16 protein-coding genes are annotated in these 21,704 nt (G+C 42.2%); 4 read left to right on the forward strand and 12 right to left on the reverse strand.

The genetic code is table 11. The features are described 5' to 3' along the window. Window positions 1-103: 103 nt before the first annotated feature. Together QM629_RS01040 and QM629_RS01045 are read right to left on the reverse strand one after the other, a co-directional pair. Complete coding sequence (locus tag QM629_RS01040; protein ID WP_415156288.1) at window positions 104-2,470, reverse strand: TonB-dependent receptor; 2,367 nt, start codon at window positions 2,468-2,470, stop codon at window positions 104-106. Further along, the gene (locus QM629_RS01045) at window positions 2,467-3,060 is read right to left on the reverse strand and encodes a DUF3347 domain-containing protein (RefSeq protein WP_415156290.1); all 594 of its coding nucleotides are present in this window, start codon (window positions 3,058-3,060) and stop codon (window positions 2,467-2,469) included. The genes QM629_RS01040 and QM629_RS01045 overlap by 4 nt, the downstream gene beginning before the upstream one ends. 337 nt (window positions 3,061-3,397) lie before the next feature. On the opposite strand from QM629_RS01045, the gene QM629_RS01050 reads away from it, so the two are divergent. Beyond that, window positions 3,398-4,657 carry an aminotransferase class I/II-fold pyridoxal phosphate-dependent enzyme gene (locus QM629_RS01050; protein WP_415156292.1) on the forward strand — a complete coding sequence of 420 codons (1,260 nt, stop codon included), beginning with the start codon at window positions 3,398-3,400 and terminating at the stop codon, window positions 4,655-4,657. Between the two features lie 56 nt (window positions 4,658-4,713). Here QM629_RS01050 and QM629_RS01055 read toward each other — a convergent pair whose 3' ends face one another. The 4 genes from QM629_RS01055 to kdsB form a co-directional block, all read right to left on the reverse strand. Then, window positions 4,714-5,760, reverse strand: a complete 1,047-nt coding sequence (locus QM629_RS01055; RefSeq protein ID WP_415156294.1) for a 3-oxoacyl-ACP synthase III family protein — start codon at window positions 5,758-5,760, stop codon at window positions 4,714-4,716. 325 nt (window positions 5,761-6,085) lie between these two features. Further along, complete coding sequence (gene nagA / locus QM629_RS01060; protein ID WP_415156296.1) at window positions 6,086-7,198, reverse strand: N-acetylglucosamine-6-phosphate deacetylase; 1,113 nt, start codon at window positions 7,196-7,198, stop codon at window positions 6,086-6,088. Window positions 7,199-7,344: 146 nt separating this feature from the next. Next, window positions 7,345-8,184, reverse strand: coding sequence for an amidohydrolase (locus tag QM629_RS01065; protein ID WP_415156298.1), 840 nt, complete (start codon window positions 8,182-8,184; stop codon window positions 7,345-7,347). Further along, entirely contained in the window at window positions 8,184-8,918 is a 735-nt protein-coding gene (kdsB, locus tag QM629_RS01070; protein WP_415156300.1) for a 3-deoxy-manno-octulosonate cytidylyltransferase, read from the reverse strand. Before kdsB ends, QM629_RS01065 begins: the two co-directional genes overlap by 1 nt. Window positions 8,919-9,184: 266 nt before the next feature. Here kdsB and QM629_RS01075 point away from each other — a divergent pair, with 266 nt between their 5' ends. Together QM629_RS01075 and QM629_RS01080 are read left to right on the forward strand one after the other, a co-directional pair. Next, window positions 9,185-10,078, forward strand: a complete 894-nt coding sequence (locus tag QM629_RS01075) for an ABC transporter ATP-binding protein (protein WP_415156302.1) — start codon at window positions 9,185-9,187, stop codon at window positions 10,076-10,078. Between the two features lie 53 nt (window positions 10,079-10,131). Then, a complete protein-coding gene (locus QM629_RS01080) occupies window positions 10,132-10,914 on the forward strand; it encodes an ABC transporter permease (protein ID WP_415156304.1) in 783 nt (260 codons plus the stop codon). Here the strand turns inward: QM629_RS01080 and QM629_RS01085 are convergent. Next, window positions 10,886-11,833, reverse strand: a complete 948-nt coding sequence (locus QM629_RS01085) for a TIGR01777 family oxidoreductase (RefSeq protein ID WP_415156306.1) — start codon at window positions 11,831-11,833, stop codon at window positions 10,886-10,888. The two genes, QM629_RS01080 and QM629_RS01085, sit on opposite strands and share 29 nt — an antisense overlap. Window positions 11,834-11,940: 107 nt before the next feature. Between QM629_RS01085 and QM629_RS01090 the strand changes: the two genes are divergently transcribed. Continuing rightward, window positions 11,941-14,469 (forward strand): helix-turn-helix domain-containing protein, encoded by a 2,529-nt coding sequence (locus QM629_RS01090; RefSeq protein WP_415156308.1) that lies wholly within the window; start codon window positions 11,941-11,943, stop codon window positions 14,467-14,469. Between the two features lie 78 nt (window positions 14,470-14,547). Here the strand turns inward: QM629_RS01090 and QM629_RS01095 are convergent, their stop codons facing one another. The 5 genes from QM629_RS01095 to rocD all read right to left on the reverse strand — a co-directional run bounded on the left by QM629_RS01095 (window position 14,548) and on the right by rocD (window position 21,332). Beyond that, the gene (locus QM629_RS01095) at window positions 14,548-15,201 is read right to left on the reverse strand and encodes a T9SS type A sorting domain-containing protein (protein ID WP_415156310.1); all 654 of its coding nucleotides are present in this window, start codon (window positions 15,199-15,201) and stop codon (window positions 14,548-14,550) included. A gap of 26 nt (window positions 15,202-15,227) precedes the next feature. Continuing rightward, the gene (locus tag QM629_RS01100; RefSeq protein ID WP_415156312.1) at window positions 15,228-16,991 is read right to left on the reverse strand and encodes a hypothetical protein; all 1,764 of its coding nucleotides are present in this window, start codon (window positions 16,989-16,991) and stop codon (window positions 15,228-15,230) included. A 393-nt stretch (window positions 16,992-17,384) separates the two neighbouring features. Continuing rightward, window positions 17,385-17,909, reverse strand: coding sequence for a hypothetical protein (locus QM629_RS01105; protein ID WP_415156314.1), 525 nt, complete (start codon window positions 17,907-17,909; stop codon window positions 17,385-17,387). Window positions 17,910-18,139: 230 nt separating this feature from the next. Next, complete coding sequence (locus QM629_RS01110; RefSeq protein ID WP_415156316.1) at window positions 18,140-20,020, reverse strand: ABC-F family ATP-binding cassette domain-containing protein; 1,881 nt, start codon at window positions 20,018-20,020, stop codon at window positions 18,140-18,142. Between the two features lie 79 nt (window positions 20,021-20,099). Continuing rightward, the gene (gene rocD / locus QM629_RS01115) at window positions 20,100-21,332 is read right to left on the reverse strand and encodes an ornithine--oxo-acid transaminase (protein WP_415156318.1); all 1,233 of its coding nucleotides are present in this window, start codon (window positions 21,330-21,332) and stop codon (window positions 20,100-20,102) included. Between the last annotated feature and the right edge of the window lie 372 nt (window positions 21,333-21,704).

The following is a 21,704-nucleotide window of genomic DNA, read 5'->3' on the forward strand; positions in this document are numbered from 1 at the left end:
TTCCAAAAAACATAAGTCGGCAAAGGTAATATAATTTGCCAGAAAAATTTGTTTTAATTGCAAAACCTTCTTAAAATTTAGCGGTAGCATACCAATACGCTTATCAGAAGTGCACATTCCAGGTAACGGCTGGAATAATAGGGAACAGGGAAACCTGTTTGGCAGTTATTTTTAAATTGCCGTCTGCAAGAGAGCCATCCTGGTTAAAATAATAAAAATACGGGTTCTGGCGGCTGTACACATTGTATATGCTGAATACCCAACTGCTTATATATTTCCTTGGTTTCTTAGGTTTGGGCGTATAAGTGGCGCCCAGGTCGAGGCGGTGGTAAGGTTTCATGCGGTAGGCGTTAATGGAGCTGTATTCCTGCGTGAGCGTGCCGTTAATAAAATAAAAACGCTCGGGCAGGGAAATGGCATTGCCGGTGCCAAAAATAAAAGTGGAAGAAAGCTTCCATCTGGGAGATAATTCATACATGCCAACCAGGGAAAGATCGTGGCGGCGGTCATATTTACCGGGATATTTATTGCCATTATTCAATGCCGGGAAACGGCGCCACGTCCAGGACAGCGTATAACCCAGCCACCCGGTGAGCTTTCCCTTTACTTTATTAATAAAAAGCTCGCTGCCATAGCTCCAGCCTTTTCCAAACACGAAGCTCTTCTCCGGGTCTTCTAAACTGGGGGTATATCCTTCCTCATATTCTATCTGGTGCTTCATGGTTTTGTAATAAAGCTCCAGAGATGTTTCAAACATATTGCCTGCAAAATTCCTGAAATAGCCGGCAGCATATAAAATGCCGTCCTGCGGCTGCACCCGGTAAGTGGAAGGCACCCAGATATCTGTTGGCAGTGTGGTGCCGGCATTGTTTACAAGATGTATGTATTGGAGGTTCCGCGTTACCGAAGCTTTTATGGAGCTGTTGTTATTAAGCCCGTAACGGATGGTGATCCTCGGCTCAAACCCGCCATAAGTCTTTATAATCTGGCCAAAATGAAAAACGGTACTGTCGAGTTTATTGCCATCGGCGTCCGTTTTATAAATGGTATAGGGGCCTGCCTGCTGAAAAGCGCTGAATCGCAGGCCATAATTTATTTTAATGTGTTTTGAGACGTCCCAGTCATCCTGTACATAAATGCCATACTCATAAGCATACTTTTTTTGCGTGTTGGCCGGCGTAAAAATAACGGAATCCTGGTAGCCGCTTGCCACGCCGGGATAGAATACATGGTACGTGTATTGGCCGCCAAATTTTATTTTGTGCGATGTGGAAGTAAAATAATCCACATCCAGCTTGGCGCCCCGGTCTTTAATGCCGGAAGAATAGCCTATTGTAAAATCATCTTGCCGGCCCGTGAAATCAAACTTGTAATCATTGTAAATAAGAGAAAGATTGGAAAATACTTTCTTGCTGAAGCTGTGGTTCCAGCGAAAAGTGGCGGTTGAATTGCCCCATGGAATGGAGGTGCTGAAGGAATGGCGGGCATTATTGAATATAAATTTATCCCTTCCGAAATAACCGCTCAGATAAAGATGGTCGTTGTTAGAAATTTTATAGTTCACCTTGGCATTCAGATCATAGAAATAATAACCCGATCCATAGAAACTGCTGCTTTTTTTAATGAATGGCTTCATGAGCGCATCAATATAGGTTCTCCTGGCAGAAATAATGTAAGAAGCCTTGTTTTTAATAATGGGCCCCTGCACAGACAACCTTGAAGCAATGAGGCCGAGGCCTGCGTCCACCTGGGTTTTATTTACATTGCCTTCTTTCATGGCAATATCAATTACAGACGACAGGCGCCCGCCATATTGTGCGGGCATGCCCCCCTTAATTAAGGTAAGGTTCTTTACTGCATCGGAATTAAACACAGAAAAAAAGCCAAACAGGTGGCCGCTGTTGTAAACAACGGCTTCATCCAGCAATATTAAGTTTTGGTCGGGGCCGCCACCACGTACATAAAAGCCACTGTTGCCTTCGCCGGCATTGCGCACGCCGGGCAAAAGCTGCAATGTTTTAAGAATGTCGGTTTCGCCCATAAAAGAAGGCAGGGATTTTACCGTATTGATGCTTAAATCCACCTGCCCCATCTGTGCGCTCTTAACATTGCTGAGCCTTTTCTGCGTAGCCGCAGTTACCACCACATCCTGCATGGTGGCAGCGGCAGGCAGCAGCAATATATCGCCCGATATATTTTTATTAAACGCTGCATTGATAATTTTAGGCGAATAACCAACATAAGAAAAGAGGAGTGTGTAATTACCGGCCGGTAAAGTGAGGGAAAAATAACCGTACTGATTGGTGCTTACGCCACGGGTTTCATTATTTATCAGTATGCTGGCGTTAATAAGGGTTTCGCCGGTGAGAGAATCTTTCACATATCCTTTCCATGTAAATTTTTGCTGCGCAAAAAGCTGCGAAGCATGAATAAGCAAGATAAGAATGAATGTACCCGGCACATACTTCATTGCATATTATTAATTGAATCTTCAATAATGCCACATTCCAGCATGGCGCTTTTGTATGTGGGATGAAATTTGCCCAGATAAGGATTATCTATTGTATTAACTTTTGATATCCACCAGCCTTCCCGGTTGCCATCAAAAGCCATGGGGCATTTTATATGATAAATAACGGTTTTATCGTAACCCGTAGTCTTTACAAGGTGATAAATACTTTCAGAAGCCGTATAAAAAAAGCGGCGCTTATTGTTGATGGAATCAATATTTATTAAAGTTTGCAGCGCATCGGCGGCATTTTGGGCAATGCTGGTTGCCCTGGTGGCTGCATCTTCCTCATGCAATTGCTCATACGGAACGCTTATTAAACACAGTTGCAAAGCGGCGGCATATTTATCGGCAGCAACGGTATCCCAGTTAATGAAAGCAGTGCGCAGGCTGTCGTAAGCGGTAAGCATGCTGTCGAATACTGCGTTGAACGAGTCAGGATTTTTACTATCGCCGGTTTTGGGCGCTTCCGTTTTATCGCCGGCAGGCTTATTGTTGCAGGCGGCTATAACAAGCAGGAAAAACAAGGCGGCGGCTGGTTTCAGTTTCATTCGTGCAGGTTTGTTTTTTTAATGGCCTCATGGAACGCCCTGATGTACCTGCCTCGCCGGCAGGCATTCTCCTGTGTGAAAAATACATTTTACATGGGCGTTTCATTGTTAAGGCATTTTTGCAAATGTAACTTCAAACTGGTTTGAGCCTGCTCTTTACACAGGAGGGTTTGGCCTGTTGTTTCCTGCTGCCTGAAATAGCAGAGAGCGGCAACGTGCATTTTTTCACATTTTATTAAAACGTCGTGCCGGGGTCTGGTTTCTTATAAGGCTCAATCCTTTACCTTTGCACAGTTTTTTTAAACTGTTGCTTTGATCAAATTGAAAACAATCTATAATGGCAGATATATTTGAAAGGCTTATTAAAAACTACGGCCCTATAGGTGAGCATCGCAAACGCTCACACGGATATTATACTTTTCCCAAGCTGGAAGGTGAAATTGGCAATCGGATGCAGTTCCGCGGCAAAGAAGTAATTGTTTGGAGCTTAAATAATTACCTGGGCCTGGCCAATCATCCTGACGTGCGTAACGCAGACACGGATGCCACTGCCAGATTTGGTCTTGCCTGCCCAATGGGCGCCCGGATGATGAGCGGCAACAGCATTTACCATGAACAACTGGAGAGAGAACTGGCCGAGTTTGAGCATAAAGAAGATGCCATTCTCTTAAACTATGGCTACCAGGGCATCATGAGCGCTATTGATACGCTTTGCGGCCGGCATGATGTGGTGGTGTATGATGCAGAATCGCATGCCTGCATTATTGACGGCCTGCGCCTGCACCCCGGCCACCGCTATGTTTTTCGCCATAATGATGTGAATGATTGCGAAAAGCAATTGCAGCGTGCCGCTGCTTTAATTGAAAAACAAGGGCAGGGCGGCATACTGGTAATTACAGAAGGTGTATTTGGCATGGCCGGCGACCAGGGAAAATTAAAAGAAGTTGTTGCCTTAAAAGATACATACCCGTTCAGGTTATTGGTTGATGATGCACACGGCTTTGGCACGCTGGGGAAAACAGGCGCCGGCGCGGGTGAAGAACAGGGGTGCCAGGATGGGATTGACCTTTACTTTTCCACCTTTGCCAAATCAATGGCTTCCATTGGCGCTTTTATGGCAGGCCCGGCAGAAATAATAGACTTTATACGTTATAATATACGCTCGCAAATATTCGCAAAGAGCCTGCCCATGCCTTTTGTAATAGGCAATTTAAAAAGGCTGGCAATGCTGCGCTCCATGCCCGAATTAAAAGAAAGGCTGTGGAAGAATGCATTAAAACTTCAAACCGGCTTAAAGGAAAAAGGCTTTGATATTGGTAAAACGGACTCTGTAGTTACACCGGTTTACATGAAAGGCGGCGTGCCCGAAGCCACGGCCATGGTTACCGACCTGCGGGAAAACTACGGCATATTCTGTTCAATAGTGGTTTATCCTGTCATTCCCAAGGGGCACATCATCTACCGCCTCATCCCCACTGCGGCGCATACAGATGAGGATATTGAAGCAACCTTAAAGGCTTTCAGCGAAACAAAACAGAAATTAGACGCCGGGGCTTATAAGGTAGAAGACATTGTACAGATGGCGGAAGCAAGATAGCGGGATCGCAGGGCGTCTCCGCCTGCGAAAAACATTACTGCATGCTGCGCAATCTTTTACCATTTTAATAATGCGCTGGCCCAGGTAAAACCACTGCCGAAAGCGGCAAGGCAAACAAGATCGCCTTTTTGTATTTTACCTTCCTGCCAGGCTTCGCATAAAGCAATTGGAATGGATGCCGCCGTTGTGTTGCCATACTTCTGAATGTTATTATACACCTGGCCGTCATCCAGTTTTAATTTTTGTTGTACAAACTGGCTTATGCGAAGGTTAGCCTGGTGCGGAATAAGCAGTTTAATATCCTGTGGCGCATAGCCGTTTTTATCAAGCGCTTCCATTATTACTTCCGGAAATTTTACCACCGCTTTTTTAAACACTTCCGGGCCATCCATAAACGGGTGGTTCTGCACTTTATCAATCATGGCGTGGCTTTCAAACATGTCGCCTATTTCCGCATCATCAAAATCTGCAAGGCCTTCCTGCCAATGGTTGGCATGTGTGCCGGGGTTATACATGGCAAGCATCTCAGCGCTCCTGCCATCGCTGTGCAAATGCGTGCTGCATATACCGCGGTTTTCATCTTCTGTTGGTTGTAATACAATGGCGCCGGCGCCATCACCGAATATAACCGATACATTGCGGCTGCGCGTATTAAAGTCAAGGCCGAAAGAATGTTTCTCGCTGCCTATAACCAGGATATTTTTATACGTGCCGCTGCGTATAAACTGGTCGGCCACGCTTAATGCATATACAAAGCCGCTGCATTGATTGCGCACATCAAGCGCACCAATTTCAGGCATGTTTAATTCACGCTGCACAATTACGCCGCAACCCGGGAAATAATAATCGGGCGAGAGTGTGGCAAACACAATAAAGTCAATATCCTGCGGCATAATCCCGGCTCTTTCTATAGCAATCTTTGCGGCTTCTATGCCCATGGTGGCTGTTGTTTCCTGTGTGCGGTGGGCAAAGCGGCGTTCTTTAATACCGGTGCGTTCCTGTATCCATTCATCACTCGTATCCATGTATTTGGTGAGGTCGTTGTTGGTGAAAACATGCTCGGGCACATACATCCCAATTCCTGCAATAATACTCCTGGGCATATTGTTGTTTTAGATATACTCTTTTTGGATGACCGGCTATAGCATTTCATCGCGTTCCGGTGCAGCCCGAAGGCAGGCTCCGGGGACAGCACTACCCAAGCCGACAACAAAATAAAAATAAAACTTAATAAATAAACGAGCTTCAAATGTACAGAGGAGACTGCTTTGAAAGGCTGGATTAGCAGAAATGCCACGATGGCTCAAAGGCCCTGACTTTAAAGCTTATTTTTTTCATGCCTGCGAAGAAAGCTTTGCTTTTTGTTCTGTTGTTCTTCCTTTCAATAATATATCCAAACACATAAGAAGATTGCAATCAGCGTATAATTTATGTACCCGTTATGCATATCGTTTCCACAACAGAAAGTTCATCATTCAATACCACCATATTTGCTTTTCTGCCTGTTGCAATAATACCGAGTTCATTTTCTTTGCCCAAAATTTTTGCAGGATAAAGGCTGCACATGCGCAAGGCTTCTTCAATATCAATATTGCAATGCTCAACAAAATTTTTCACGCATTTATTCATAGTTAATGCAGAGCCGCTGAGAATGCCATTGGCAGCATATTTATTGCCGTCTACTATATGCGTGTAATAGCCTTCATGCGTTTCGGTAACTGCATCGGTGATGGCAAATAATCTTTCGCCCATAATTTTTTTAGCGATACGTATCGCAGGAAAGCTTACATGATAACCATCAGGCACAATGCTGCAGTTAACAGATGCATGATCGAATATGGCGCCCGCCATTCCCGGCCCACGGTGCCGGAAAGCACTCATGGCGTTGTATAAATGCGTTGCCGTTTTTATTGTACTGAATGCTTGTATGGCCTGTTCGTACGTTGCATTGCTGTGGCCTGCAGAGATAATAATATTGTACGATTGAATAAGTTCAATTACTTCCTTGCTCACAACTTCCGGTGCAAGCGTTATTATTTTTATTACTTCTTTTCCGTGCTCCAACAATTCTTTTGCCTGCTGGATGGAAGGAGAAAAAATCCAGTCGGGATTATGGGCCCCGCGTTTGGCCTGACTTATCCACGGGCCTTCCACATGCAGGCCTGAAACGCCTGCTCCGCCTGCATTCCAATAAGCTCTTACTGCATCAACGCATTTAAAAATGGTTTCATAAGTATGGGTAGCCACGGTTGGCATGCAATGCGAACAACCGCCTGCTTTGCTGTATGTATAAATAGCTTTTACCGTTTCCGCATCAGGGTAAGCAGAGAGCAACCTTTTATAAGCGCCATATAATTGTATGTCAATAAACGCAGGCGCAATCAAAGCGTTTTTGTAATCAATAACCTCAGCATCAGCTGGTATAGCTGTTAATGGAATTACCTCTGCAATTACATCATTTACTACAACAACAGCATGTTGCGGTAGCATGCCGTAACCGGTAAATACCCTTTCTGCCAGGTATATTTTTATATTACTCATTCAATGCCGTTTAATTAAGAAAAACGCTCAATATTCTCCGCCTGCCGGACGGGCAGGAATACACAACAACCAATATTCAATTATAAGCGTCTATAAAATGATTATTGAATATTTTACAAAATAAAGTTTTAACTAAACGACATTGATTATTCATTTGTGATAATGAACCTGTCGGCATCTTTTAAAAACGGCAATTTTGTTCTTACAGATTCAAGATGTTTTTTGTTTAATTCAACCGTAAAAATATCTTCCTCATCTTTTTTATGATAGAGAATTTCACCCAACGGATCAATAACCATACTATCGCCCGAATGATAAATGCCATTGCCATCATCGCCAATCCTGTTCACACCGATAACATAGCACTGGTTTTCTATCGCCCTTGCCTGCAATAAAGTTTTCCATGCAGCGGCGCGGCGCTCGGGCCAGTTGGCCACATAGATCAACACATCATATTCACCCTCACCCCCGGTCCCGCTCCACAGGTGGAGCGGGAGGGATTGCCTCGCCCAGACAGGGAATCTTAAATCATAGCAAACCTGCAGGTTTATCTTCCAGCCCTTTACCGATGCAATTAATCTTTTATTGCCTGCTGTATAATGTTTATGCTCATCGCCATAAGCGAATAAATGGCGCTTATCATAATAACCATAATCGCCATTCGGCAGCATCCAGATTAAACGGTTATAGAAGGCCTCTCCCTGAGCCCTTTCCAAAAGAGAGGGAGCTTTTATCATCAGGCTGCCAACAATGATAATCTTTTTTGAAGCCGCTGTCTTCTTCATCCAGGCAACCGTATCGCCATCCATCGTTTCTGCAAACTTTTCCGGCTGCATGCTAAAGCCCGTTGAAAACATTTCAGGCAGAATAACAACCTCCGTTTTTTGTTGAATGGCATTTATTTTTTCTGCAAACATTTGCCTGTTGGCAGCAGCATCCTGCCAGTATAATTTTGACTGGATCAATGTGCAGGTAAGTGTTTGCATCAGTTATTTATATTTTGTTGTTGCTTTAGAAATTGCTTTGCCAGTTCAAGGTCTTCCGGCGTATCAATACCAATACCTGCATGGCCGGTTAACACCATTCTTATATTAATGCCATTTTCAAGATAACGCAGTTGCTCAAGCTTTTCAATTTTTTCCAGTTCGCCTGCCGGCCATGTTGTAAACTGCAGCAAAGCCTCTTTCCTGTAGACATAAATGCCAATGTGCTTAAAATACCTTGCCTTTGTGCCTGCATCTCTAACAAAGGGAATTGCCGCCCGGCTGAAGTATAAAGCGTCATTGTTTTTATTAACCACCACTTTTACATTGTTTGGGTTTTCAATGTCGCTTTGCTCAAACAATTCATGCATTACGCTTGCAACATTTACACGTTTATCGTCAAAGGCCGTCAATAAATTTTTAAGTATAACGGCATCAACAAACGGCTCATCGCCCTGTACATTTATAATTACATCACAATCAATACCGGCAATGGCTTCTGCAATACGGTCGCTGCCGCTTTCGTGGTTTTGTTTGCTCATTACAACGTTATCATGTTGCAGCTCGTTGTAAATAATTTCGCTGTCGGTAACCACCATTACATCATCAAACAAACCTGTTGCTACCGTATTATCATAAGTAGTTTTTATAATTGTTTTGTCGCCAAGCATCTGCATCAGCTTTGCCGGAAAGCGGGTTGATGCATACCGTGCAGGAATCACTGCAATTTTTTTCATGCGTGCAATTTCGTTTAAAATTTCATGCGTGCATATTTGTTTTTCAGTTGTCTCATGGAACCTCGCCATGTACATTCCCCTGTGTGAGAAAAATTATCATGCTCGGTTTCATTCTGTGATTTTTGTGTTCGCATTAGTAATAGACTGGCTTAGTATGAAAAGACTGAGCCAGTCTATCTGCAGGCAACAATACTGGTTTTTTGCCTTTCATATATTTCAGCGCGGCTTATTCAAAATTGGTTAGTTTTATTTGGTAAAAATTTATTGTGCCTGTTCTTGAAATAAACAATGTTACCAAGCATTATAAAACCATTACGGCTTTAAACAATGTCTCGTTCAGCGTGCCGGCAGGCAGCGTGTATGGTATTCTTGGCCCAAACGGAAGCGGTAAAACAACCCTGCTCGGAATTATTTTAGATATATTAAAGCCATCATCCGGCAGTTTTACTTTATTGGGTGAACCTGCTGATGCAGCGGTGCGTAAGCAGGTGGGCACTTTGCTGGAAACGCCTAATTTTTATCATTATTTATCCGGCGAAAAAAATCTTCGGGTTGCCGCCCATATAAAAGGCAAAGGCTTTAATGAAATTGATAATGTGCTGCAGAAAGTGAATCTTTATCAGCGCAGGCAAAGCAGATTCAATACTTACTCTTTGGGCATGAAACAAAGGCTTGCTATTGCTTCCTGTTTATTGGGCGATCCGCAGGTTTTGATTTTTGATGAACCAACCAATGGCCTTGACCCGAATGGCATTGCTGAAATAAGAGAGCTGATAAAGCGGCTTGCTGAAGAAGGTAAAACCATTATTATGGCAAGCCATTTATTAGATGAGGTGGAAAAGATTTGCACGCATGTAGCGATAATCAAAAATGGCAATCTTTTAACGGCTGGCAGCGTTGACGAAGCGCTCGTAACTGATGAAATAATTGAAGTGGCTTCAGATGATTTAACGATGCTTGAAAATGTATTGCAGCGGATGGGCGGCTTTTCATCTGTAAAAAAGCATAACAATGTATTGCAATTATTTTTTGCGAATGGCAATGCAAATGCTGCTGCTGTGAATGCATATTGTTTTGAAAATAACATTGCATTGAATCATTTGCAGGTAAAGAAAAAAAGCCTTGAAACTAAATTCCTGGAGCTCACAAATAAGGTGTAAGGATAAAGGTATAGGATGTAAGGCCTCATACCCCATACCTCTAAATATAAACCATGGCGCATTTATTAAAACTCGAATGGCTTAAAGTAAAGCACTATCGCGCTTTCTGGATATTTCTTGCGCTGTATGTAATAAGCCTGTACGGTATAAACCAGATTGCATTTAATGTACAGGGCGAAATAAAAAAGAATAATATGCCGGTGACTATTTTCCCTTATGATTTTCCGGCAGTGTATCAAACCATTGCCTGGGTAAGCAGTTGGCTGTTATATTTTCCGGGCATGTTAATGATACTGGTTATAACCAACGAATATAATTTTAAAACGCATCGCCAGAATATTATTGATGGTTTAACAAGGAGCCAGTTTGTTTTGGCTAAAATTTTATTCGGGTTAATAATTGCAGTTATTACAACAGCCTGCTGTTTTCTGATTGCCGTTTATTTTGGAAGCAGCTACAGCAAAACTTTTTCCTTTAATGGTATTGAGTATATCGGCTACAGCTTTATTCAAACGCTCTGCTATTTGTTTACTGCTATGATATTGGCCGTTTTAATGCGCCGCAGCGGTTTGGCAATGGCTGTTTTCTTTTTGTACGGGCTTGTGTTCGAGCAATTGATTGGCGGGCTTGTTGATTATAAATTTTTAAGTGGCGATGGTACCATTCGCTACTATTTTCCATTGCAGGCGAGTGATACGCTTATCCCTGTAACATTCGGCTCTAAAATTATTTATAACAACGCGCCGCCGCCAACTACGTTATTTGTTACATGCCTTGTGTATATAGGCTTGTTTGTATTTCTTTCATTCAATAAATTTCAGAAAGACGACCTGTAGTTAAATTTTCCAACGCTGCTTCCACCGAAGGATATAAGAAAGTAAAACCTGCATCATGTATTTTTTTATTGCTTACCGTAGTGCTTTTCAACACTTCAATGCTCATTTCGCCCATCATTAATTTTAAAGCAAATGCAGGAACATATACAGGTATAAAAAGCCTGCCACGCAGTTTACCCGCAAGCGTTAACGTAAATATTTTGTTTGATATGGTTTCGTCAGCAACAGCATTATAAATGCCACGCATACTTTCCTGTTCAATAGCAAATAAAAAAAGCCTGCATAGATCATCAATATGAATCCAGCTTATCATTTGTTTGCCGTTGCCCAGTATGGCTGCCATACCGGCTTTAAGCGGTTTTTTAAATTCAGCCAAAGCGCCGCCTTCTTTACTCCATACAATGCCAAGCCTTGTAATAATTAAGCGTTTGCCTGATGCTTCAACAGGTTTTATGCTTTCTTCCCAAAGCCTGCAGGTATTGCCTAAGAAATCATTATCAGCAGGTGCATTTTCTGTAAAGCCATTGCGTTTTGAAGCGGCTGTATCAGGGCCATACCAGCCAATAGCTGACACGCTGATAACCGCTTTGATTTTATTGGGTATTTCGCCGAGTGATTTTACGATCAGCTCCCCGCTTTTAACACGGCTTTCTACTATTTCTCTTTTTCTGTTTTTTGTCCACCTCTTTTCACCAACATTGGCGCCGGCAAGATGGATAATATAATCTGCGGCAGCAATGGCTTCCTTATCTACTTCTCCTTTTTCCACATTCCATTTTGCGCAGGTTATATTATTGGCTTTTAAATATGCTGCATTATCCCTCACCAATACTATAACCAAATAACCTTTGCCGGTTAAAAATCGCTGAAGCGCTGTGCCGATCATGCCTGTGCCGCCGGTAAGTAAAATAGTTGCCATGTTGCTGATTTATGTTTAAAGCGGCAAAGTTTATTCCTTTTACAGGATATTTGTATTGATTTGAATAAAGCCTGCATTATTAACTTTTAAAATTCCAGATTAGCCTTATGGCTATTGATAGCGACAATAAAATATTTCAGCTTGCAGAGAGCCTGGTGAACGAAAGCAACCGCAATATTTTTCTTACGGGGAAAGCCGGCACCGGCAAAACCACTTTCTTAAAGCACATCAGGCAAAATTGCATTAAACAGATTGCTGTAACCGCGCCAACCGGTGTGGCTGCCATTAATGCCGGCGGCGCAACCATTCATTCTTTCTTCCAGTTGCCTTTGTCGCCATTTATTCCCGAAGCAAGCGGCTTTATGCCAGGTGATAGTATTGTGAACAAACATAGCCTGTTGGGCAGGATGCGTTTGAATAATGAAAAGCGCAAAGTGCTGCAGCAACTGGAACTATTGATTATTGATGAGATAAGCATGGTGCGATGTGACACGCTCGATGCCATTGACACGGTTTTAAGGCATTTTCGTTACCGTTATAATGAGCCCTTTGGCGGTGTGCAGGTTTTGTTTATTGGCGATATGTTCCAGTTGCCGCCTATCATCCCCGACAATGAGTGGAATTTACTGCGCGATTTTTACAGCAGCCCTTATTTTTTTGACAGCCAGGTAATGCGGCAGTTTCCACCGGTATATGTTGAGTTTCAGAAAATATACAGGCAGAGCGATGAGAAATTCATTCATCTTTTAAATGAGGTGCGGCATAATAATCTTAGCGATGCGGGCATGGATTTGCTGAACAGCCGTTACGATCCCTGGTTTGAATTGGGCAGTAATGATGGCTATATTTTTCTTACAACACATAATTATAAATCAGACAGTACCAATGCGGAAGAGCTTGCAAAGCTTAAGCGAAAAGCTTTCTTATTCAAAGCAGAAGTAACGGGCGAGTTTAATGAGAAAGCGTATCCTGCCGATGAAAAGCTGGAGCTTAAAATTGGCGCGCAGGTAATGTTTATAAGGAACGATAAAGAAAAAATAAAAAGATATTTTAACGGGAAGATAGGCACGGTTACAAAAATTGAAGAGGATGCCATTTTTGTTCAATGTAAAGACGAGGCTGGCGAGATTGAAGTGAGCAAAGAAACCTGGGAAAACATCCGTTATGCTGTAGATAAGCAAACGCAGCAACTGGAAGAAGATGTGATAGGCAAATTCGTCCAGTATCCTTTACGGCTGGCCTGGGCAATTACCATACATAAAAGCCAGGGCTTAACGTTTGAGAAGGCTGTAATTGATGCCGGCCGGGCTTTTGCGCCGGGCCAGGTGTATGTAGCATTAAGCCGTTGTACATCTTTAACCGGCATTGTTTTGAAAAGCCAGATTACACCTTCGGGTTTGCAAACAGATAAGCGGATAATTGAATTTTCTGAACAGGCTGCCACAGAAGAAAACCTGCAGGAACAACTGCATCAATCCAAAAAAATATACCAGCAAAATTTGCTGCTGGCCTTGTTTGATTTTGCTGCAGTGATAAAACAATGCACAGAATTAAACAAAACGGTAAAAGATAATAAAGCTGCGTACAATGCGGAACTGTTATTGTGGCTTGATGGCATAGAGAAAACAATAACAGAACTGCAAACGGTGGCTGATAAATTTAAGCTGCAACTGAATAAACTTTTTATTACCGGTGATTTGCCGGAAGAGAATGACGGCATTCAGCAGAGGCTGCATTCCGCCGCAGAATATTTTGCAAAACAGCTCGAAGTATTGATGGGAACACTGAGGCAATCGCCCGCCAGCACCGATAGTAAGCAACATGCCAAAGTGTATAATGATGGGCTGAAAGAAATTTTTATACTGCTTGCTGAGAAACGGCATTTGCTGCAATGCTGCATTGAACAATTTTCTGTTAGCCAGTATTATCATTATAAAAAGAATTTTGCAGCGCCTTCATTTTATGTGAATGCTTATGCAACGGCGTCTGAGCAAAAGACAGAATCACCTCATCCTGAATTGCATAAAAAATTAAGGGCGTTGCGAAATAAAATATGCGATCAAAAAAATGTTCCTATCTATTATGTTGCCAACAGCGCCACTATTGATGAAATGGCATTATATCTGCCACAGAATTTGGAGGAGATCGTTAAGATAAAAGGCTTTGGGCAGGCTAAGGCAAAGCAATATGGTTATCTTTTTTTAGAGGTGATTAATGCATATTGCAATGAACATAACCTTGCATCATCCGTTGCAGGCATGCAGCCAAAAAAGGAACGCAAGCAAAAATCGGAAACAATAAAGGAAGACACCAAAAATGTGAGTTATGCTTTGTTCAGGGAAGGTAACCAGATTGCCGATATTGCAAAGCTGCGCAACCTTTCAGTTGGAACGATCGAAGGCCACCTTGCTTTCTATGTTCAGCGTGGCATCATATCAATTAATGAACTGGTGGAAAGGGAAAAGTTCGTTTTAATAGAACCGCTTCTTGAAAATTTTGAAGGCACATCCATCACGCCCATTAAAGAGAAATTAGGCGACAGCATAAGCTATGGGGAGATAAGAATGGTAATTGCGGCAAAAGAGTGGGAGCGGGCAAAGAATAATGCGCAGGATTTCGATAACATCATTACCTAATGCACCCTGATACAGAACAGGCTTCCCGGAATACAGGAAGCCTGTTTGTATAAATTTTTATTGAAAGCAAACGTGCTTCTAATTGCTTTTTATAATCTTCTTTATCAGTGTTGAACCGCCTAAGCTCACCTCGAGCATATAAACGCCTGATGCAAGTTTGGAACCATCTAAGGTTAAGTTATTGCTGCCCTTGCTAAGGCTAACGCCGGGCCGCTGTATAACTTTTATGCCGGAGGAATTATACATTGTTATATCAGCCCTGCTATATGCTTTTGCCTCTATGGTTAATACAAATGCATCGGCAAACGGGTTGGGCGTAACATTTATACTTTGGTTTACCAATGTATTTGCGGTAGCGGCATCAGAGGTATTGCCGGTACTTTCCTGCAATGGTTCAATGCGGGCCACAAAGTTGGCGCCTGCCTCTGCCCTGAAGCCGGGCAGCAGCACAATAGTATCCCTTGCTGTAAAATAAACCGTGTCAGCGCCTGGTGTAATGATGGTTGTGCACCCGTTACCGCCATAAGTTACAGATATAGCCTGTACCCGTTTACCGGCCGATGATGAATAAACGCCACAGGCATGCAAGGTGTAAGCAGGCGGTTTATATTCAGGCTGCGCACCAAGCGGGGCGTTTTTTTGGCCTGAAGCTGTTGCTGCGGCAAACAGGGCTGTGAACAGTAATAAAGGCGGCCGGATATTTTCCGTTATATACCGGATAAAGTTTTTCATGTTAAATTATTTTCTGGTGGATAAACTTATTTTTTCAAGGCATCAATTTCTGCCTGCAGTTGCTTGTTTTCCTTGCTTAGCTGTATAACATATAGCGTAAGCTCTTCAATTTTTTCCATCATGGCCTTATTCATCTCGGCTACCTTCAGGCCTTCTGATTCAACTTCTTTTGCAGATGCAATGCCTGGTAAATGTTTATTGTCATTAATATACTTTTCCAGTTCATCAATTGACCTGAGCTTGTAATCTTTTTCAAACACGTAATCGCACCATCCGGTTTCAACACGTACTTCTTTGGCACGTATAGTTCCGCAAACTTCAAGCTTGTAAACAGGCGATGTAACGCCAATGCCTACATTCCCGCTTGAAAGGTTAACCGTCATCCTGCTTGAACTAGCTCCGAGAAAATCAAACTGATCGCCGTTATCGGAATATTGTAACCCCCAGTCAGGAAAAGATGGGGAGTGTGCAATAACCATACGGTCAGCATTTACAGTTCCTGAAGAGAACATATACATCATAGGTGCGGGTGCGGTGCCGGGGTTGGCAAACTGGATGGATTGAGAGCTGGCTGTGAAAGTTAAATTACCTTCCAATGTTTGGTTGCCAACCACATGAAGCGGGGTGGATGGTGTACTTGTACCAATACCTACATTCGTACCCGAAGCGCCCAGCACCAGGCTGTTGGATGCGCCAACCTGTGCATTAGCGCCTATGGCCGTAGCATTGGTCAGGCCACTGGATGTTACATCTGCCTGGTACCCTATGGCCGTATTACCGGTGCCGGTAGTATTAGTGTACAGCGCCTTGCTGCCAATGGCAGTGTTCCGGCTGCTGCTGGTTTGATTAAATAAGGCGGAATCGCCAATGGCAATGCTGTTACTGCCGGTAGTGTTTTTGTATAACGTCCTGGCGCCTATGGCTATATTGCTATGCCCCGTAGTATTCAAACGGAGGGCATTGTACCCAAAGGCTGCATTGGTGCTCCCGGAAACATTGTTTCCGAGTGTATAGTACCCGTAAGCGGTATTGCCAAAACTGGTAGTGTTTGAGTATAATGCTTTTACGCCTGCGGCCGTATTGTAATTTCCCGTGGTATTTGAATACAGTGCATTGAATCCACTGGCTGTATTATTAGCGCCGGTAGTGTTAGCATATAATGCTTTATTGCCTATGGCGCTGTTATTCCCGTCACCGCCGGTTTGGTTAAACAGCGCAGAATCGCCTACGGCAATGCTTTGGCTGCCGGTGGTATTTTTGTATAATGCCCTTGCGCCTATGGCTATATTGCTGTATCCCGTAGTATTGAGATACAGCGCATTGTATCCGAAGGCCGTATTGGTTCTGCCCGAAACATTGCTTTGAAGTGCATAATACCCGTAAGCGGTATTGCCAAATCCGGTTGTGTTTTTGTATAAAGTCCTTACACCTGTAGCCGTGTTGCAATTACCAGTAGTAATTGAATACAGTGCGTTGAACCCAAGCCCCGTATTATTGTTTCCACTTAATGTGGTATTTCCGGCTGAAGGGCCTGCAAAAAAATTGTTTGTTCCCGGGGATTGTATGCTGAGCGTGCCATTTAAATACAAGCCCGTACTTATATATAGGTTTTTCCAGGCCTTTGAAGCATTGCCAAGATTATAGGTGGCTGCGCTTTTAGGAAGCAAACTCTGGTTCACCGAAGTGGGTGATTCAAGGTTAGATAAAGTAGTATTGGCCTGGCCAAAACCATTAATGCCGGCCATGCCGCCAAGCACTGCCATAGTAATGGTGTAAAAATTCTTTTTCATGTGAATGTTTTGTGATTAAAGATTAGCGCTTACTCTTTTAAAAGGTTTTCAGCTACCCCTTGGTGGTGTTTGAATGAATAAAAACTGTTAGCATATTGATGGGTTAATTAATCAGTGATGAATAAAGCTGAAAGGACCGAAAAATTCACCTCAATAAATAAGCTGTTAAATAGTCGTGACCAATTTTCAATAGGGAACAAATCCGGCGTTTCTCTCAAATAATCAGCATGCTAAAGTTAGAATTTTTTGTTTTGAGCACTAAAAAAAATATTTATAAACAGCCATGCACTTTCATTTCAGATATGGAAAAACCGAAGCCAGGCGGAATTATAATTTTTTCAAAATAAAAATTGTACAGGAGCTGGTCTTTTAATTCATTGAAAGGCATTTTAATTACAGGATTTTCTCGCCCACAAACTGATCGCCGGAATGTTTAAACAATACATTAAAAGTGGTAAGGCTGCCATAAATACGTGTGATGTATTGCTGAAGATCAACTTTGTCTTCATCAGATAATAATTTATGAGCGTTAATGCGCTGCTCCATTACACGCAGCCTGTCGCGCAGCATAACGATCTTATGAAAGAATGTTTCAATGGGCACTTCTTTTTCTTTTAAGGCGGCATCGCCGGGTTTTAAAATCATCAGGCCGTTTTTCCATTTATCTCCCAAAGGAATTATTTCTGTAACGTCGCTCCATTCGCGCAATATTTTTATAAGCGCATCTTCCGCTTCAGTGAAACTTACAGTATATTCCGGTTCTATCCTTTCAATAATTTCCAGTTCAAAATCTTTTGAAACAGGTTTTATCCCTGCTTCAGCAAAACAAACATCGTAGTTCCTTTTATTTAAACGAATAACCACACCTGTTCCAAACGAAGGATGCTTTATGCGTGAACCAATCCCTAAAATTTCCATTGATGATTTTTTTATAAAATAAGAATGCCATTAAAATAAAACGATCAGAATAACCTGAATATCCAGTCAACTAAAGATATAATTATAATGGCGCCCACGATTATTATACCGAATACATAAGGCATCAGTCTTTTCTTTTCTTCATCGTTGTTTAGCATAGAACAAAATTAATAATGAACAATACAGGCCTATTTACATCAATTGCCAAAAAACGGATGTATAATTTCATCTCAGGAAGCAAATTCACTTAACTCCAGCCAGCGCATTTCTTTTTCTTCAAGCAGGGTATTAATTTGCTGCAGCCTTTCGCTTACCGTGGTAATTTCTTCAAAGCTAATATTGCCGCCTAATTTTTCCGTTAATGTTTTTTGTTCTGCTTCAAGCGCAGGAAGTTCTTTTTCCAGCAATTCAAATTCACGCTTTTCTTTATAGCTCAGCTTGCGGTTCGCAGATGGCGGTTGAGTGTTGGCTGCGGGCTCATTTTTCTTTCTGCCATCTGCCATCTTTAAACTGTCAACTGCTTTCTTTTCTTCCAGCCTATACTGCGTATAATTACCCGGAAAATCTTTTATATCACCATTACCTTCAAATACGAATAAATGACCAACCAGCTTATCCATAAAATAGCGGTCGTGCGATACAATTAAAACACAGCCGGGATAATCAAGCAAAAAATTTTCCAGCACGCTTAAGGTGGGCAGGTCAAGATCGTTGGTTGGCTCATCGAGAATTAAGAAATTAGGGTTACGGAATAATATCGTTAATAATTGCAGGCGCTTCTTTTCTCCTCCGCTTAACGATGATAGAAATGTGTATTGTTTTTCCGGTGAAAATAAAAACAGCTCTAAGAACTGCGCTGCGCTTAAGCTTCCGCCTTTTGCCAATGGAAAGCTTTCTGCAAAGGTTTTTACGTATTCAATCACCCGCATGTCTTCTTTTATCACGAGGCCCTGTTGCGAAAAATTACCGAATACAACCGTATCGCCGATATTTATTTTACCGCTGTCCGGCTGCTCAATGCCTTGCAGGATGTTGATGAATGTTGATTTGCCTACACCGTTCTTACCAATAATTCCAATGCGTTCGCCTTTATTAAATGTATAATCAAAGCCTTTGAGGATAATTTTATCGCTATATGATTTATACACTTTTTTCATCTCGGCAATTTTACCGCCGAGCCTGCTCATTTTTATTTGCAGTTGCAATTGGTCGTCAACCATTTTTTGCTTCGCTTTCTGTTCTGTTTCTGCAAAAGCATCAATACGGCTTTTAGATTTTGTGGTGCGCGCTTTTGGCTGCTTGCGCATCCATTCCAGTTCGCGGCGGTATAAATTTCTTGCTTTATCAATATTGGCCTGTTCGTTTTCTATACGGGCGGCTTTTTTCTCTAAATAATTTTCATAATCGCCTTTGTAGGTGTATAATCTTGCGTTATCAATTTCCCATATTTCATTGCATACGGCATCTAAAAAATAACGGTCGTGCGTAACCAGCAATAAGGTTACATGCTGCTGGCTTAAATAATGTTCAAGCCATTCAACCATTTCTATATCGAGATGGTTGGTTGGCTCATCCATTATCAATAAAGTGTGTTTATGCTCAAAGCCAATATCAATAAGCGTTTGCGCCAGTGCAATGCGTTTTCTTTGCCCGCCGCTTAATTCACTGATGTTTGACTGAAGATGATGAATGTTAAGCTTGCCCAGAATTTGTTTTACGCTGCTTTCAAATTCCCAGGCATTCAGCTCATCCATTTTTGTTAATGCAGATGATAAGGTTTTTTCATCATTTAATTCCACCGCATTCTCATATTCTTTTATGGCTGCAATTATGGGATGGTTGGTATGAAAAATATTTTCAAGTACCGTTTTATTTTCATCAAATTTTGGCTCCTGCTCAAATAAAGCAATGGTTACATCTTTATTTATCCAAACCTCGCCTTCATCAACCGTTTCTTTGCCGGCAAGTATGTTAAGCAATGTGCTTTTGCCAAAACCATTGCGGGCAATTAAAGCAATTTTATCGCCTTCTGATATATGAAATGAAATGTTTTTAAAAAGATCGCCGGCGCCAAAACTTTTCGTTATTCCTTCTGCAGATACATAATGCATGCGGCAAATTTAATTGTTCGTGAAACATACCCACAACTCACTCAGGATACAACAATTTATAGTTAATATAATACTATAATTATCCCAAACATTTTAATGAACGGTCAATAATATCAATGCATTCCAATATTTGTTGTTTTGAAATAACAAGCGGCGGCGCAAAACGTATTTTGTCGCCATGCGTTGGTTTTGCGAGTAATCCATTTTCTTTAAGCTGAAGACAAAGTTCCCAGGCAGCATCCTTATTGGCATGTTCAATTACAATAGCATTTAATAAACCTTTGCCGCGGATAGTTGATATAAAAGGAGCGTTCAGCTTTTGCAGTTCACTGCGCAGCAAATTTCCCATTGCTGCAGCATTTTCAATCATGCCTTCTTCCTGTAATACTTTTATTGATTCCAGGGCAACCGCGCATGCCAAAGGGTTGCCGCCGTAAGTAGAACCATGTTCGCCCGGTTTTATATTCAGCATGATCTCATCATTGGCCAATACAGCAGAAACCGGAATGGTGCCGCCGCTTAAAGCTTTGCCAAGAATTAAAATATCCGGCTTTACATTTTCATGATCGCAGGCAAGCATTTTGCCGGTGCGCCCAAGGCCTGTTTGTATTTCATCGCCAATAAATAACACATTACAGGCTTCGCATACTTGCTTTGCTTTTGAAAGATAGCCTTCCTCCGGCGCCACAACGCCTGCTTCTCCTTGTATAGGCTCAACTAAAAAACCGGCGACTGTTTTATCTTCCAATGCCTTTTGCAAAGCATTTATATCGTTGTATGGAATAACAATAAACCCGGGCGTAAACGGGCCGAATTTTGAATTGGATAAAGGATCGGTACTGAAAGAAATTACTGTTGTAGTCCTGCCATGAAAATTATCTGCGCACACAATAATTTTTGCTTCGCCATCTTTAATGTCTTTCTTCTCATAACCCCAGCGGCGGCAAAGTTTGATGGCTGTTTCCACTGCTTCAACGCCTGTATTCATCGGCAGTAATTTGTCATAACCAAATAATTCAGCCACGAATTTTTCATATTCTCCGAGCAGGTTGTTGTAGAATGCACGGGAAGTAAGCGTTAATTTTTGTGCCTGCTCAATCAGCGCCTTTACAATGCGTGGATGGCAATGCCCCTGGTTAACGGCAGAATAACCGCTTAGAAAATCATAATATCTTTTTCCTTCCACATCCCACACAAAAACGCCTTTGCCTTTCTCTAAAGCTACAGGCAGGGGATGATAGTTATGTGCGCCAAATTCTTCTTCCAATTGTAAATAATATTCGGTTTTCCCGGGTAATGCAGCCGTAAGCATAATAAAATAATGAGTGATGAATAATGAGCAATGAAATGATTACGGGGCATAAAATATTGCCCGTTGCAGCAGCCGGAATGTTAGTGATTAAGCAGGTCTAAATTAGCAGAGAGGAATTTCATTATTTATTTGTTGGATGCAAGATACATTTTTTTGGGTAATTATAAAGCTATAGCACCCGAATCGCAGGGCGTTTCAAATTTTTGCTTCATACGCCGACCGGTAGCGGATTCTGCAGGTGGGTGTCCACCCGCCTGCGAAAATTATATATACGCCTATTTTAATGATTTCATTTTCAATGTGGTGTATACTGCTTTTGTTGCGCCGCGGGGCAGGGTGAATTTGAAATATGCCCCCAAAATCTATACAGGT

The organism is Parafilimonas sp., from assembly GCF_047606085.1.
Taxonomy (GTDB): Bacteria; Bacteroidota; Bacteroidia; order Chitinophagales; family Chitinophagaceae; genus Parafilimonas.

Coding starts and splice junctions, on each gene's coding strand:
- rocD (WP_415156318.1), bottom strand. CDS start 21,332: ATGCTTACGGCTGCATTACCCGGGAAAACCGAATATTATTTACAATTG.
- QM629_RS01045 (WP_415156290.1), bottom strand. CDS start 3,060: ATGAAACTGAAACCAGCCGCCGCCTTGTTTTTCCTGCTTGTTATAGCC.
- QM629_RS01110 (WP_415156316.1), bottom strand. CDS start 20,020: ATGCATTATGTATCTGCAGAAGGAATAACGAAAAGTTTTGGCGCCGGC.
- QM629_RS01085 (WP_415156306.1), bottom strand. CDS start 11,833: ATGGCAACTATTTTACTTACCGGCGGCACAGGCATGATCGGCACAGCG.
- QM629_RS01095 (WP_415156310.1), bottom strand. CDS start 15,201: ATGAAAAACTTTATCCGGTATATAACGGAAAATATCCGGCCGCCTTTA.
- QM629_RS01065 (WP_415156298.1), bottom strand. CDS start 8,184: ATGCAAACACTTACCTGCACATTGATCCAGTCAAAATTATACTGGCAG.
- QM629_RS01055 (WP_415156294.1), bottom strand. CDS start 5,760: ATGCCCAGGAGTATTATTGCAGGAATTGGGATGTATGTGCCCGAGCAT.
- QM629_RS01080 (WP_415156304.1), top strand. CDS start 10,132: ATGGCGCATTTATTAAAACTCGAATGGCTTAAAGTAAAGCACTATCGC.
- QM629_RS01105 (WP_415156314.1), bottom strand. CDS start 17,909: ATGGAAATTTTAGGGATTGGTTCACGCATAAAGCATCCTTCGTTTGGA.
- QM629_RS01090 (WP_415156308.1), top strand. CDS start 11,941: ATGGCTATTGATAGCGACAATAAAATATTTCAGCTTGCAGAGAGCCTG.
- kdsB (WP_415156300.1), bottom strand. CDS start 8,918: ATGAAAAAAATTGCAGTGATTCCTGCACGGTATGCATCAACCCGCTTT.
- QM629_RS01050 (WP_415156292.1), top strand. CDS start 3,398: ATGGCAGATATATTTGAAAGGCTTATTAAAAACTACGGCCCTATAGGT.
- nagA (WP_415156296.1), bottom strand. CDS start 7,198: ATGAGTAATATAAAAATATACCTGGCAGAAAGGGTATTTACCGGTTAC.
- QM629_RS01100 (WP_415156312.1), bottom strand. CDS start 16,991: ATGAAAAAGAATTTTTACACCATTACTATGGCAGTGCTTGGCGGCATG.
- QM629_RS01040 (WP_415156288.1), bottom strand. CDS start 2,470: ATGAAGTATGTGCCGGGTACATTCATTCTTATCTTGCTTATTCATGCT.